10 protein-coding genes and 1 pseudogene are annotated in these 12895 nt (G+C 69.7%); 7 read left to right on the forward strand and 4 right to left on the reverse strand.

The window, feature by feature from the left end; all coding sequences use genetic code 11:
• Nucleotides 1-66: 66 nt before the first annotated feature.
• Both PX701_RS02195 and PX701_RS02200 read right to left on the reverse strand, forming a co-directional pair.
• Entirely contained in the window at nucleotides 67-2154 is a 2088-nt protein-coding gene (locus PX701_RS02195) for an ABC transporter ATP-binding protein (protein ID WP_275505356.1), read from the reverse strand.
• Nucleotides 2151-3884: an ABC transporter ATP-binding protein gene (locus tag PX701_RS02200; RefSeq protein ID WP_231429929.1), complete on the reverse strand. Its 1734-nt coding sequence runs from the start codon at nucleotides 3882-3884 to the stop codon at nucleotides 2151-2153. The genes PX701_RS02195 and PX701_RS02200 overlap by 4 nt, the downstream gene beginning before the upstream one ends.
• 288 nt (nucleotides 3885-4172) lie before the next feature.
• Here PX701_RS02200 and PX701_RS18535 point away from each other — a divergent pair.
• A pseudogene (locus PX701_RS18535) lies at nucleotides 4173-4645 on the forward strand (DNA alkylation response protein); the annotation flags it as partial.
• A gap of 105 nt (nucleotides 4646-4750) precedes the next feature.
• The gene (locus PX701_RS02205) at nucleotides 4751-5905 is read left to right on the forward strand and encodes an acyl-CoA dehydrogenase family protein (protein WP_338029105.1); all 1155 of its coding nucleotides are present in this window, start codon (nucleotides 4751-4753) and stop codon (nucleotides 5903-5905) included.
• A gap of 85 nt (nucleotides 5906-5990) precedes the next feature.
• Here the strand turns inward: PX701_RS02205 and PX701_RS02210 are convergent, their stop codons facing one another.
• On the reverse strand, nucleotides 5991-6569 hold the full coding sequence (locus PX701_RS02210) for a dihydrofolate reductase family protein (protein WP_231429931.1): 579 nt from the start codon (nucleotides 6567-6569) through the stop codon (nucleotides 5991-5993).
• 172 nt (nucleotides 6570-6741) lie between these two features.
• On the opposite strand from PX701_RS02210, the gene PX701_RS02215 reads away from it, so the two are divergent.
• Both PX701_RS02215 and PX701_RS02220 read left to right on the forward strand, forming a co-directional pair.
• Nucleotides 6742-7317 (forward strand): hypothetical protein, encoded by a 576-nt coding sequence (locus PX701_RS02215; RefSeq protein ID WP_275505357.1) that lies wholly within the window; start codon nucleotides 6742-6744, stop codon nucleotides 7315-7317.
• A gap of 80 nt (nucleotides 7318-7397) precedes the next feature.
• Entirely contained in the window at nucleotides 7398-8174 is a 777-nt protein-coding gene (locus PX701_RS02220) for a PKD domain-containing protein (protein WP_275505358.1), read from the forward strand.
• A 319-nt stretch (nucleotides 8175-8493) separates the two neighbouring features.
• On the opposite strand, the gene PX701_RS02225 is transcribed toward PX701_RS02220, so the two are convergent.
• Nucleotides 8494-9495, reverse strand: a complete 1002-nt coding sequence (locus PX701_RS02225; protein ID WP_275505579.1) for an N-acetylglucosamine kinase — start codon at nucleotides 9493-9495, stop codon at nucleotides 8494-8496.
• Nucleotides 9496-9679: 184 nt separating this feature from the next.
• Here PX701_RS02225 and PX701_RS02230 point away from each other — a divergent pair, with 184 nt between their 5' ends.
• The 3 genes from PX701_RS02230 to PX701_RS02240 all read left to right on the forward strand — a co-directional run bounded on the left by PX701_RS02230 (nucleotide 9680) and on the right by PX701_RS02240 (nucleotide 12872).
• Nucleotides 9680-10978, forward strand: a complete 1299-nt coding sequence (locus PX701_RS02230; RefSeq protein ID WP_231429934.1) for a sugar ABC transporter substrate-binding protein — start codon at nucleotides 9680-9682, stop codon at nucleotides 10976-10978.
• 5 nt (nucleotides 10979-10983) lie between these two features.
• Nucleotides 10984-11952 carry a carbohydrate ABC transporter permease gene (locus PX701_RS02235; protein ID WP_231429935.1) on the forward strand — a complete coding sequence of 323 codons (969 nt, stop codon included), beginning with the start codon at nucleotides 10984-10986 and terminating at the stop codon, nucleotides 11950-11952.
• Between the two features lie 128 nt (nucleotides 11953-12080).
• On the forward strand, nucleotides 12081-12872 hold the full coding sequence (locus tag PX701_RS02240) for a carbohydrate ABC transporter permease (RefSeq protein WP_275505580.1): 792 nt from the start codon (nucleotides 12081-12083) through the stop codon (nucleotides 12870-12872).
• The last annotated feature ends 23 nt before the right edge of the window (nucleotides 12873-12895 follow it).

Here is a 12895-nt window from a genome sequence, read left to right on the forward strand (position 1 = left end):
CGGGGCCGAAAACGCGATGAGCGGATGCCCCGAAGGGCACCCGCTCACGCGTGACGAACCGTGCGACTACTCGCTCGCCTCGACGATCTCCTCCTCCATGCCCTTCAGCAGGCGGGACTCGGGTTCGGCGTCGGCCGAGGTCACGACCGTGCCGTCACCGAGCGCCTCTTCGGCGTCGATGTCGGATGCGGCCTGCTCGAACTGCGAGTTGTAGAGGCGGTAGTACGCGCCCTTCGCGGCGATGAGCTGCTCGTGGTCGCCCTGCTCGACGATGTCGCCGTGCTCCATCACGAGGATGAGGTCGGCGTCGCGGATCGTCGAGAGACGGTGCGCGATCACGAACGAGGTACGACCCTCGCGGAGCGCCGCCATCGCATGCTGCAACAGCAGCTCGGTGCGGGTGTCGACCGAGCTCGTCGCCTCGTCGAGGATGAGCACGCTCGGCTGCGCCACGAACGCGCGCGCGATCGTGATGAGCTGCTTCTCACCCGCCGACACGTTCGAGGCGTCCTCGTCGAGCACGGTGTCGTACCCGTCGGGCAGCGAGTGCACGAACCGGTCGACGTACGTCGCCCGCGCGGCGGCGGTGATCTCGTCGTCGGTGGCGTCGGCGCGGCCGTAGCGGATGTTCTCGCGGATCGATCCGGCGAACAGCCACGGGTCCTGCAGCACCATGCCGGTCTTCGCCCGGACGTCGTGCCGGGTGAGTTCGGCGATGTCCTGCCCGTTGAGCAGGATGCGCCCAGAGTTCAGCTCGTAGAACCGCATGATGAGGTTCACGAGCGTCGTCTTGCCGGCGCCCGTCGGGCCGACGATCGCGACCGTCTGCCCGGGCTCGACCCGGAACGACAGGTCCTTGATGAGCGGGCGGTCGGGGTGGTACGAGAACGCGACGTGGTCGAACACGATCGTGCCGTCACCGTCGACCGGAGCCGGGGCGTTCGCCGCGTCGGCCTCCTGCTCGTCGGCGTCGAGCAGCTCGAAGACGCGCTCGGCCGAGGCCGTGCCCGACTGCACCACCGCGGCCATGCCGCCGAGCTGCGACAGGGGCTGCGAGAACTGCTGCGAGTACTGGATGAACGCCTGCACGTCGCCGAGTCGCAGCGAGCCGCTCGCGACCATGATGCCGCCGAGCACGGCGATGCCGACGTACTGCAGGTTTCCGATGAAGGTCATCGCGGGCATCATGATGTTCGACAGGAACTGCGCCTTGAACGAGGCCTCGTACAGCTCCTGGTTCTCGGCCTTGAACGCCTCGCGGCTCGCCGCCTCGCGACCGTAGACCTTGACGAGCGCGTGGCCGGAGAACGACTCCTCGACCCGGGCGTTGAGCCGGCCGACCTTGCGCCACTGGGTGCCGAAGGCCTTCTGCGACTTCGGGCCGATGACGCCGAAGATCACGCCCATGAGGGGCAGCGAGACGAGCGCCACGAGCGAGAGCTGCCACGAGATCGAGAACATCATGACGAGCACGCCGATGACGGTGAGCACGTTGGTGAGCGCGCTCGACAGCGACTGCTGCATCGTCTGCGTGATGTTGTCGATGTCGTTCGTGACTCGCGAGATCAGCTCGCCGCGCTGCACCTTGTCGAAGTAGCTGAGCGGCAGCCGGTTGACCTTCGCCTCGACGTCTTCGCGCAGCTTCCACATCGCGCGCACCATGATCACGTTCACGACGTAGCCCTGGATCCACATGAGGATCGACGACGCGATGTAGAGGAACAGCACGAGGATGACGACCTGGCTGAGCGCGACGAAGTCGATGCCCTCGCCGGGCACGAGGTTCATCGCCTGCACCATGTTCGCCTGGTCGGTCTGGCCGGCGGCCTCGAGCTGGTCGACGACCTGCTCCTTCGTGACGCCGGGCGGCATCTGCGCCGAGATGAAGCCCTCGAAGATGAGGTTCGTCGCCTCGGCGAGCACCTTCGGCGCCCAGACCGTCATCACGACGCCGATGGCGCCGAGCACCGAGGCGACCGTGAACCCGAAGGCGTGCGGCTTCAGCAGGCCGAGCAGTCGGCCGAACGACTGGCGGAAGTTCGCGGCCTTGCCGGGCGCGACACCCCCGCTCCAGTCGTCGGCGCTGATGCGGGCCTGTTCGGCCATCTCGAGTTCGAGCTGGTCTTCTTCTGACAGCGGGGTCGGGCTGGTCATCGTGCGGCCTCCACTCCGAGCTGGGATTCGACGATCTCGCGGTACGTCTGGCACGTCTCGAGCAGCTGCTCGTGGGTGCCGACGCCCACGGCGACGCCGTCGTCGAGCACGACGATGCGGTCGGCGTCGGTGATCGTCGAGACGCGCTGCGCCACGACGACCTTGGTCACGCCGGGCAGTTCGCGCCAGAGCGCCTGCCTGAGTCTCGCGTCGGTCGTCAGGTCGAGCGCCGAGAACGAGTCGTCGAAGACGAGGATGTCGGGCTGGTGCACGATCGCCCGCGCGATCGCGAGCCGCTGGCGCTGGCCCCCCGAGACGTTGGTGCCGCCCTGCGCGATCTTCGCGTCGAGCTGGCCCTCCATCTCCTCGACGAAGTCGCGGCCCTGCGCGATCTCGAGCGCGTGCCACAGTTCTTCGTCGGTGGCGTCTTCGCGGCCGAACCGCAGGTTCGATGCGACCGTGCCGGTGAAGAGGAACGGCCGCTGCGGCACGAGGCCGATGCTCTTCCACACGAGGTCGAGGTCGGCGTCGCGCACGTCGACGCCGTTCACGAGCACGCTGCCCTCGGTCGTGTCGAACAGGCGCGGCAGCAACGACACGAGCGTCGTCTTGCCCGCACCCGTCGAGCCGACGATCGCGAGCGTCTCGCCGGGCTCGGCCTTCACGGTGATGCCGCTGAGCACGGGGTGCTCGGCGCCCGGGTACGTGAAGCCCGTGCCGCGGAACTCGACGGTGCCAGGCGTCGGGAACACGGTCACCGGGTTCGCGGGCCGTGCGAGCGTCGACTTGACGTCGAGCACGGCGCCGATCCGCTCGGCCGACACCGCGGCGCGCGGGATCATGATCGTGATGAAGCTCGCCATCATGACGCCCATCAGGATGAGCATGACGTACTGCATGAAGGCGAACAGGACGCCGATCTCGGTGTTGCCCTCGTCGACCTCGATCGCGCCGAACCAGATCACGCCGACGAGCGTGACGTTGAGCACGAGCATGACGAGCGGGAACATCAGCACGAAGAGCGAGCCGACCTTGCGGCCGACGACCATGATGTCGGTGTTCGCCTCGCGGAAGCGCGCCTCCTCGATGTCTTCGCGCACGAAGGCGCGCACGACGCGGATGCCCGTGAGCTGCTCGCGCATGATGCGGTTCACGCCGTCGAGCTTCACCTGGTACGAACGGAACAGCGGCACCATGCGCCAGATGATGAGGCCCGCGACGATGAGGAGCGTGGGCACCGCGACCGCGATGATCCAGCTCAGCCCGACGTCGACCGACAGCGCCTTGTAGATGCCGTAGAACGCCATGATCGGGGCGGCGACGAGGAACGTCGCGCCCATCATGGCGAGCATCTGCACCTGCTGCACGTCGTTCGTGTTGCGGGTGATGAGCGAGCCGGGGCCGAAGGTCGACACCTCGCGCTCGGAGAAGCCCGACACGCGCTCGAAGACGTCGTCGCGGATGTCGCGGCCGAGCTTCATCGCGGCCATCGCGGCGAACCACGTCGCGACCAGCTGGGTGACGATCTGCAGGAGCGACATGCCGAGCATGACGGCGCCCGACTGCCAGATCACGTCGGTGTCGCCCTTGGCGACGCCGTCGTCGATGATCTGCGCGTTGAGCGTCGGAAGTTGGAAGTTGGCGTAGGCGGCGACGATCTGGAAGGCCAGCACGCCGAGTAGGAGAGGCCAGTACGGCCTCAGGTATCTGAACAGGAGTCTTCCGAGCATGTGATCTCCAGGAATCGCGAACGGCGTTGGCCTCGGTCACGGCGGGTTCGTGCGCGCACGACCGCGGGCAGGGCTGATGACCCGTGTGCCCGGCTGCATCGTCGCACCCCCGTCCGACATTGCAGCGTTACAGCAAAACACGCGCTCACCCGGGACGCAAGCGGACCGGGGCATCCGACCCACTCCGTTCACCGAGGGCGAAATCCGGCGCGACCAGCGGGTTGAGCAGGAGCGAAGCGACGTCTCGAAACCGCGCCCGAGCGACCAGAATGACGGTGGAGGTCGACGATGACACGGACGCACGAGGTGCAGAACCAGGTTCCGCCGCGCGAGGCGGTCGACGAGTACGCGACGAACATCGCGCTCGTCGAGGCGGTCGCGAGATGGGGGCGGGATGTCTCCGCGGGAGCCGCGGGCGGGTCGATGCGCGAGCGTGGTGGCGGCACCGACCTCTCCGAGATCGGCCGGCACGTCGGCTCCGCCGCCTTCCAGCGCGACGCCGAGCGCGCGAACACGCACCCGCCCGTGCTGCGCACCCACGACCGGTGGGGCCGCCGCATCGACGAGGTCGAGTACGACGACGCGTACCACCGGGTGATCGCGGCGGCCGTCGGCGCGGGCGCGCACACCGGGGCGGTCGCCGAGCCCGGCCCCGGCGCGAACGTCGATCGGGCCGCGGCCTTCCCCTCTTCGCGCAGGTCGAGCCCGGCCACGCCTGCCCCGTGTCGATGACGCATGCCGCGGTGCCGACGCTCCGGCTCGCGGCATCCGGTCTCTCGGGTCACTGGATGCCTCGCCTGCTGAGCCGCGCGTACGACCCGGCCCTCGGCGGCACGTCGAAGGCGTCGGCGCTCATGGGCATGGCGATGACCGAGAAGCAGGGCGGCTCGGACGTGCGCGCCAACACGACCCGGGCCGAGCGGCGCACGGGCGCGGGGCTCGCACCCGAGTGGGGCGCCGAGTACTCGCTGACCGGCCACAAGTGGTTCTGCAGCGCACCGATGAGCGACGCGTTCTTCGTGCTCGCGCAGGCGCCGCACGGACTGAGCTGCTTCTTCGTGCCGCGCGTGCTGCCCGACGGATCGCGCAACGTGTTCCGCATCCAGCGGCTGAAGGACAAGCTCGGCAACCGCTCGAACGCGTCGAGCGAGATCGAGCTCGACGGCACGACCGCGTGGCTCGTCGGCGACGAGGGTCGCGGCGTCGCGACGATCGTGCAGATGGTGACGCGCACGCGGCTCGACTGCGTCATCGGCACGGCGGCGGGCATGCGGCAGGCGGTCGCCGAGGCGGCGTGGCACGTGAGGCACCGCGCGGCGTTCGGGGCGCGGCTCGTCGACCAGCCGGCGATGACAGCGGTGATCGCCGACCTCGCCCTCGAGTCGGAGGCGGCGACGTGGACGGCGATGCGGTTGGCACGCGCCTACGACGACAGCGAGCCGACGGCGCCCACCGGGGCGAGCGGCTCGGAGCCGGCCTTCCGGCGCCTGGCGACGGCCGTGGCGAAGTACTGGGTGTGCAAGCGCGGGGCCGGCCACGCGGCAGAGGCCCTCGAGTGCCTCGGCGGCAACGGGTACACCGAGGCGTTCCCTCTCGCGCGTCGCTATCGCGAGCAGCCGCTGCTCGCGATCTGGGAGGGGTCGGGCAACGTCATCGCGCTCGACGTGCTGCGCGTGCTCGCCCGCGAGCCCGAGGCGTTCGAGGCGTTCTTCGCCGAGGTCGGGCTGGCGGCCGGCTCGTCGGGGACGTTCGACGTCGCGCTCGCCGAGGCGCAGGCGCTCGTGCACTCGCTCGGCGCGGCGCTCGCGAGCGATGCCGCCGGTGCGGGCTCGGCGGCGCTGCGCGCCCGGGAGCTGACCGAGCGGCTCGCGCTCGTGCTGCAGGCCTCGCTGCTCGTGCGCTTCGCGCCCGAGCCAGTCGCCGACGCGTTCGTGCGCACGCGGCTCGGCGGCGAGGGCGGATGGCAGTACGGCGTGCTGCCCGCCGGTGTCGACCTCGTGGCGCTCGTCGCCCGCGCGTGATCCCGTCGGTCGAGTGGCGCCGGCGCGGAGCGACGATGCGTGCCGAAACCTTGCCGCGACCGCCTCGAAACCCGAGGCATCCCCCTCACACCGGGCGGTAGTACGCGACGATGACCCCCTTCGGCGTCGTGACGCTCCGGGTGAGCTCGAGTCGTTGGTGCGTGTCGCCGAACATGCGCTCGCCGGTGCCGAGCACGAGCGGATGGATGATCAGCACGTACTCGTCGATGAGCCCCGCCGCTGCGAGTGAGCGCACCAGTTCACCGCTGCCGAGGATGCCGAGGTCGTCGCCGTCGGTCTGCTTGAGTTCGGCGACGGTGTCGGCGGCGTTGCCGACGAGCAGCCGGGAGTTCTGCCACGAGAGCCGCGTGTGCGGGTCGCGCGAGACGACGTACTTGTCGGCGGCGTTGAGGAACGTCGTGAACGGGTTGCCGTCGGTCTGGTACGGCCAGAACGCGGCCATGTTGTCGTACGTGCGGTGGCCGAAGAGCATCGCGCCGCCTTCGCCCATCCCGGCCGACATCTCGGAGGCGAGCGTGTCGTCGCTGTCGGGCACGGCCCATCCGCCGTAGGGGAAGTGACCGCGCCGGTCTTCGTCGGGGCTCGCCGGTGCCTGCATCACGCCGTCGAGTGAGACGTGGTTCGTGACGGTGATCCTGCGCATGCGCTCATCTTGCGCCCGCCGGCGGGCGGCCGCCACCGGTTGCTTCGCGCTCATCGGTCGAGTAGCGGCGGAAGCCGGTGGGTCGAGGAGCGCCGAAAGTCGGTCGGTCGAGCACCGTGCCGCCTGTGGATAACCGGCTCACCTCCGAAGCTCCTCGCCTATGGTGGTCGCCATGTCGATCTCACGCCCGATTGCCACCGCGCTCGCCGCGGCCGGGCTTGCGGGCGTGCTGGTCTTCGGGCTGAGCGCGTGCTCGCCCGGGCCCGGTCCGAAGCCGTCGCCCACGCCGACCGCGAGCGCCGAGCCGATCTTCGCGTCGGACGAGGAGGCGCTCGCCGCCGCGGTGAAGGCGTATGAGGCGTACGACAAGGTGTCTGATTCGATCATCAACGATGGAGGGGCCGATCCCGAGCGCATCGACGCCGTCGTGACTGCGCGTTACGCACCACAACTCCGAGACGAATTCGTCGCGATCGCCGAAGCAGGATTGAGATCGTCCGGGGTCGCAACGGTCGATTCCGTCTCTCTCGTGAGCAACGCTGAGCGAGATGGGCTCGCCACCGTGTCGATCTACTTTTGTCGGGATCTCTCGGACGCACGGGTGCTCGACAAGACCGGCGCAGATGTAACTCCTGAAGGACGCGAGGAACGAGTGCCCTCGCAGGGCTTCTTTGTCTCGGATGCGCCGGGCTCTCAGACACTGTTGGTTGATGAGGTGACCCGGTGGTCCGGCGAAAACTTCTGCTAGCGCTAGCAGTTGGTCTACTTCTCGCGCCGACGCCGTCCCCAGCGGTTGCGACGGATCAGCCCGGGGCATGTTCGGGTGCAATGGCGGAGTTCGGCTGCCCCGACGTAGATGGTGAAATTGGCGACTCCGGGGTGGACCTCAATGGGCTCGTTGAGCGTCGGGAACAAGGAAACGACGTTCGCGAGGGTGACGGCAACAGCGGGGGAGGCGATGGCTCAGGTGAGCCCATCGTCGACCTCGGCCCTCCGGGTCAAGGCGACGTGTGGTCGGGCGACAATTGGCAGCAGCTGTGCGGAGCGAACTTCGAAGGCGACTGCTCGCGCCTGAACGAGCCCGCACCGCCGCCGACTCCGCCAAGGCCCGGCGGCCCGGTGGTGGTGACGCTGCGAGACATCGCGTCGTTCCGTCCGACTCCGCCGGTGAGCGTGATGGAGCCGAACGGCTGGGCGGTCGTTGGCGTCCCGGCGAACTTCGTCGCTGAGGCCTCGTCCGAGGTTGTCTCGGGCGCCCTGCTCGGGCGCACGGCCGAGGTGCGTTTCACGCCGGTCGGATACCGCTGGTCGCACAGCGACGGTGCCGTGGTCGAGAGCGCCTCTCCCGGAGCGAGCTGGACCGACCTCGGCGTCGCCGAGTTCACCCCGACCGGCACGAGCCACGTCTACGCCGAGCGCGGCGAGTACACCGTGACGCTCGAAGTGGTGCTGTCGGCCGAGTACCGGTTCGGCGGGTCGGGCTGGCAGCCGATCGCGGGAGTGCTCGCGGTCGCCGGAGATCCCGTACCGGTGCTCGTCGGCGAGGTCGACACGGTGCTCACCAACGGGGACTGCCGGGCCAACCCGTCGGGCCCCGGCTGCTGACCCCATAACCGCGCGTCGCGGTCACCGCGGTCACCGCGGGCCCGCCGCCCGGCGGGGGAGGCACCGCTCGGGCAGGAACCTTCGACAACGAAGGCCGTATCCGCGGGAGAACGTCCGATTCTCCTGTGCTCCGGGCGCATCCTGTGGTTCGTATGGTCGGCTCGGCCGTCGAACTGGCCGGGAGAGACCGACGTACAGGATGAGCCGGCCGGCAGGGTCGCATGCGCGACTGCTCGCCGAATAGTCCTGCAACATGCAGGGAACTCGGTATCACCATGGTCGCACCCGGCGCCTCGGGGCCGCCCCCTGCCGGGCGCCGTCACCGCCAGAGGAACGGCGGATGCCCCTCGCGCACCCCGCCGATCGCCACGAGCCGCGCGAGCCGCACGGATCCGTCGAGCGGCGCCCCAGCCGGGGTGACGAGCGACGCGTCGGGCGCGAGCCGCGCGAACGCCGCGCGGAACGCCTCGGTGAACGCCTTGCCCGACGCGAAGACCCCGCCGACCCCGGCGGCTCGGCGCGGCAGCGCCGGGTCGAGCGCCGCGACGAGGGTTTCGGCCACGAGGGTTCCGGCCGTCGACATGATGCGAACGGATACCGCGTCGCCGAGTTCGGCGAGCCCTGAGACGTCCGCCGCGAAGCCCGCGAGCACCGCACCGCGATCGTCGCGCGTGTAGAGCTGACCCGGCCAGGTCGGGGCGGGGCCGAAACGGGACTCCGCGGCCGACAGCAGCGCGGAGGCACCCCGGTCGAGACCGTCGTGCGCCATGATCGCCGCCTTGAGGCCCTCGATGCCGATCCAGGCGGCCGAGCCGCGGTCGTCGTAGAGGTGCCCCCATCCGCCGACGCGTCGCCAGATCTCGCGCAGGTCGGTGCCGAGCGCGATCGCGCCCGTGCCGACGGCGACGACCGCGCCCGGGGCGCCGCCGAGGGCGCCGAGGTGGGCGGTGAGCGCGTCGATCGCGAGCGCGACCGGCGCGCCGCCGGCGGCATCCGACAGCGCCGCGATCGAGGTCACCGGGTTCGCGACGAGCGAGGCGAGCCCGGTCGCGCCGATCGCGACGGCCGCGATCCGTGGTGCGGTTGCGCCCGGCGCGTCGCCCGCACCCGCACCCGAACCCGTACCCGCACCCGCAGCATGACCCGCCGCCGCCCCCCGCGCCCGCTCGATGAGTTCACGCGCGACCGAGAGCGCCGAACTCCCGTCGCCCGACACCGAGACGGGCGGCCCGTCGATCAGCACGCGGCCCTCGCCGAAGGCGCCGTCGAGCGGCTCGACCGCGGCCCGACTGCCCGTGCCGCCGATGTCGATACCCAGCACGACTTCCAAGCGTTCGGAAGTTTCTTGCAAAACTGGCGCCATTCCCGAATACTACTTCCAGAGTCATCGACTGTTGCGGATGCCGGATCACCCTACGTCCACAGCATCACATCCGGGCCCTCGGGCCCACCACCAGCAGGGCATCACGCGTGCCCACGACCAGTTTCAACGAGGAGACCAACCGATGAACAAGCGCTTCCTCCCGATCGCCGCGCTCGGCCTCGCCGCCGCGCTCGGCCTGACCGCGTGTTCCAGCGGCTCGGGCGACGGCTCCGGCGACGGTGCCACGAATGCCGAGGGCCAGACCCTCACCGTCTGGATCATGGAGGGCACCAACCCCGACTCGGAGGCCTACTTCGACGAGGTCGGCGACGCCTTCACCGAGAAGACCGGGGCGAAGCTCGACGTCGAGTTCGTGCAGTGGGCCGACGCCCACGACCGCTTCGTCACGTCGATCGCCGGTGGCACGACGCCCGACGTCGCCGAGACCGGCACGACCTGGACGGCCGAGTTCGCCGACGCCGGCGCCCTCGCCCCGATCGGCGACTACGTCGACGAGGCGGGCCTCGGCGACGACCTCGTCGAGGGTCTCGTCACGGCGGGCACCTACGACGACGAGCTCTACGGCATGCCCTGGTACGCGGGCGTCCGCTCGCTCGTCTACCGCGCCGACATCTTCGAGGAGCTCGGCATCGAGGCGCCGACCACGTGGGACGAGATCGTCGCCGCCGGTGACAAGATCAAGGCCGCGCACCCCGACATGATGCCCTTCGCCGTTCCCGGCGACGCCGAGTTCGGCGTCTACCCCTGGGTCTGGGGCGCGGGCGGCGAGGTCTCGACGCTCGAGGGCGACGAGTGGGTCTCCGGCATGGCCAGCCCCGAGTCGCAGGAGGGCATCGGCTTCTACACGGGCCTCGCGACCGAGCACGGCTTCTCGTCGGCCGGTGCGACCACGTGGAAGGAGACCGACGTGCTCGACAACTTCGCGCAGGGCAACATCGCCATGGCCCTCATGGGCTCGTGGACGCCCGCCGCGATCGTCGAGAAGAACGCCGAGATGGAGGGCAAGTTCGCCGCCACCCCGATCCCCGGCAAGGACGGCGGCATCGCCCCGTCGGTGCTCGGCGGCTCGCACCTCTCGATGTTCGAGACGGCCGAGAACAAGGACCTCGCGTGGGCCTTCATCGAGCTCATGACCACGGGTGAGTTCGCCGAGAAGTGGGGCGAGCAGTCGGGCTACTTCCCCGGCCAGACCTCGCTCCTCGACGACGCGATCGCCTCCGACGACCCGCTCGTGCAGCCGTTCGCGCAGCAGATGGTCGAGGGCGGCGGCACGGTTCCCGTGACCCCGACCTTCGGCGCCGTCCAGGCGAAGAAGACCACCAACACCGCCATGCAGGCGATCCTCTCCGGGCAGAAGACGGTCGAGCAGGCGCTCACCGACGCCGCCGCGGAGATGGACGAGATCATGAACGGCAACTGACGCACGTGTCGAACACCCTCCAGGTCCCGTCGGCCGTGCAGGGAGCCCCGGCTCCCCGCGCGGCCGGCGGGCCCGCCCGCAAGAGCCTCCTGACCCGGAGCCGCCCCTGGCTGCTGCTCGCGCCCGCCCTCGCGGTGCTCGCCGTGCTCATGCTGTGGCCGCTCGTGCGGGTGTTCCTCTTCTCGCTGCAGGACTACGGCCTGCGCGAGATCGTCTCCGGCGAGCCGAACTGGATCGGCATCGCCAACTACGGCGAGATCTTCACGAGCCCCGAGCTCTACACCGTCGTGCTGCCGAACACGGTCGGCTTCGCGGTGCTCGCCGTCGCCGGCACGGTCGCCCTCGGCACCGCGGTCGCCGTGCTCATGGCGAGCCTCGGCCTCTTCTGGCGCACCGTCGTCGGCAGCGCCATCATGATCGCCTGGGCGATGCCCGCGGTCACCGGCACCTACGTCTGGATCTGGATCTTCGACGCCGACCGGGGCATCTTCAACGAGACGCTCGAGGCGCTCGGCCTGATCGACGAGCCGGTCAACTGGTTCACGAACCGCTACACGTTCTACGCCATCGTGCTGCTGAACGTCATCCACCACGGCTTCCCGTTCGTGGCGATCACGATCCTCGCGGGCCTCCTCGGCGTGCCGAAGGAGATGCTCGAGGCCGCCGAGATGGACGGCGCGGGCGCCTGGCGCCGCTTCTGGCGCATCATCGTGCCGAACCTCAAGCAGGTGTTCGCGGTCGTCATCATCCTGTCGACGATCTGGGACTTCAAGGTCTTCGCGCAGGTCTACCTCATGCCAGGCGGTTCGGGCTCGAACCGCGAGGCGCTCAACCTCGGCGTCTGGTCGTACGTCGAGTCGTTCGGCCAGAACCGCTACGGCTTCGGCTCGGCGATCGCCGTGCTGCTCACCCTCGTACTGCTCGCGATCACGGTCGTGTACGTGCGCACCATGCTCAAGGAGGAGGAGCTGTGAGCACCGACACCACGAACCGGGTGGATGCCTCGAGCCGGCGCAGCACCGAGGCATCCGGGCCGACCGTGGCGGGTCTGCGGCGCAGCCGCCGCACCGCCCGCAAGACGCGCGTCGCCGCCGGCAAGGCCGTGCTCGTCGTCGTGCTGCTCGCCTTCACCCTCTTCCCCGCGTTCTGGATGCTCTCGAGCGCCTTCGACGCGAAGGCCGGCGCCGGCGGGCAGCAGCTGCTGCCGCGCGAGTGGTCGCTGTCGAACTTCGAATACGTGCTCACCGAGGGCGGGTTCGACGTGTTCCTGCGCAACTCGGCGATCGTCGCGCTCGTCACCGTGCTCGCGAGCGCGCTGCTGGCGCTGCTCGCCTCGGTCGCGGTGGCCCGGTTCCGGTTCACGTTCCGCACGACGATGCTGCTCATGATCCTCGTCGTGCAGATGGTGCCGCTCGAGGCGCTCGTGATCCCGCTGTTCGTGCAGGTGCGCGACCTGCAGCTGCTCAACACGTTGCTCGGCCTCATGGTCGTGTACGTCGCGCTCTCGCTGCCGTTCGGCATCTGGATGCTCCGCGGCTTCGTCGCGGCCGTGCCCGTCGAGCTCGAGGAGGCCGCGTACATCGACGGCGCGAGCTGGGGCCGCATGTTCCGCTCGGTGCTGCTGCCGCTCGTCATGCCCGGCCTCGTCGCGACGAGCGTGTTCTCGTTCATCACGGCGTGGAACGAGTTCATCTTCGCCATGACCCTGCTCGGAGGGGCGACCGAGAACTACACGGTCGCGATCGGGCTCAAGCAGTTCTTCGGAGAGCACTCGAACGAGTGGGGCTACATCATGGCCGCCTCCACGATCATCACGATCCCGGTGATGGTCTTCTTCGTCATCGTCCAGCGTCGCTTGTCGAGCGGCCTCGTGGCCGGCGCGGTGAAGGGGTGACCGCCGCGGACGATCCCACCATC

The organism is Agromyces chromiiresistens (genome assembly GCF_029167465.1).
GTDB lineage: Bacteria > Actinomycetota > Actinomycetes > Actinomycetales > Microbacteriaceae > Agromyces > Agromyces chromiiresistens.